The organism is Micromonospora sp. DT62, assembly GCF_049847285.1.
GTDB classification, from domain to species: Bacteria; Actinomycetota; Actinomycetes; order Mycobacteriales; family Micromonosporaceae; genus Micromonospora; species Micromonospora reichwaldensis.
On record NZ_JBNCOB010000057.1, the window covers coordinates 1 to 1,309 of the forward strand.

Annotated in this window: 1 protein-coding gene; it reads right to left on the bottom strand. The window is 68.2% G+C overall.

What is annotated here, in order from left to right; all coding sequences use genetic code 11:
- Positions 1-16: 16 nt before the first annotated feature.
- Entirely contained in the window at positions 17-1,117 is a 1,101-nt protein-coding gene (locus ACPXCB_RS31485; protein ID WP_425879756.1) for an IS110 family transposase, read from the bottom strand.
- Positions 1,118-1,309: the final 192 nt, after the last annotated feature.

Below are 1,309 nucleotides of genomic sequence, written 5' to 3' on the forward strand. Positions count from 1 at the left end.
GATGCTCCTATAGACGTCAAGGGGTGTTGAGGGCGGTGAAGTCGGCGAGGAGGGCGGTGTGGACCTCGCGGACGATGTAGCGCTTGAGGCAGCGCATGATCTCTTTCTTGTTGAGGCCTTGTTTGGTGCGTTTCTCGACGTAGGCGCGGGTGCGGGGGTCGTGGCGCATACGGACGAGGGCGATGGTGTGCAGGGCTGAGTTGGCGGCTCTGTCACCGCCGCGGTTGAGGCGGTGGCGGTCGGTGCGTCCGCTGCTGGCGGGGATGGGCGCGGCGCCGCAGAGGTGGGCCAGGGCGGCTTCGGAGCGGAGTCGGTCGGGGTTGTCGCCGGCGGTGGTGAGTAGTTGGCCGGCGACATCTGGGCCGATGCCGTAGACAGCTTGCAGGTGTGGGGCGGTGCGGGCGACGGCGGGTCGTAGCCGCCGGTCGGCCTGGGTGATCTCGGCGGTCAGGGCCTGGATCCGGGCGGCGATGGCGACCAGGGCGGCTTTGGTGGCCTCGACCGGATCGGTGAGTCGAGTCTCCTCGACGGCGAGCGTGGCGCATCGGTCGACCAATGGTGTTCCCGCCTGGTTGAGGTCCTGGCGCAGAGACTCCGGAGCGGAAGTGACAAGGCCGTGGAGCTGGTTGAGTGCGGCGGTGCGGGCCTTCATCGCGCCACGGCGGGCCACCCGCAGGGCTCGGATGGCCTCGACTGGGCCGGTGCGGGTCTTCGGTGTGCCGCTGGCCTGTCCGGACAGGGTTGCCCGGGCTGCGGCGAGTGCGTCGAGGGAGTCGGACTTGCCCTTGGCTCGGCGGGCTCGTCGGTCCGGGCGGTCGACCTCGATCACGGCGATACCACAGGCGGTGAGGTGGCGGGCCAGTCCCGCGCCGTAGGTGCCGGTGCCCTCCACTCCAACTTTGATTACCTGCCCGAACCGGCGCAGCCAGGCCAGCAGTTGCTGGTAGCCCGCCGCTGAGGCCGGGAACTCCTGGTCACCCAGTACCCGGCCAGCACCGTCAATGACGGCGGCGTGATGAGTCCTGCCGTGGGTGTCGACACCACCTGTGACCTGACGCTTCTTGGCTGTCATGCTGGAACCGTCGTCCCTTTCGCTTGCACCGAACAGGGTCGGCACGCACCGCCGGACGGGCGGACAGGACAGTGACGGGACCTCTTGCACAGGCTCCTATCAGGTCACGAACGTCCAGCAGGTGAGTGCAGGAACGGGTCACCCGGAAACGCCGACGAATCCCCTAGAAGACACCACGGTCAGTCAGAGGCTGAGTCAGACCGACCGGGTGACCCGCTCCCACATCATCACTGTCAG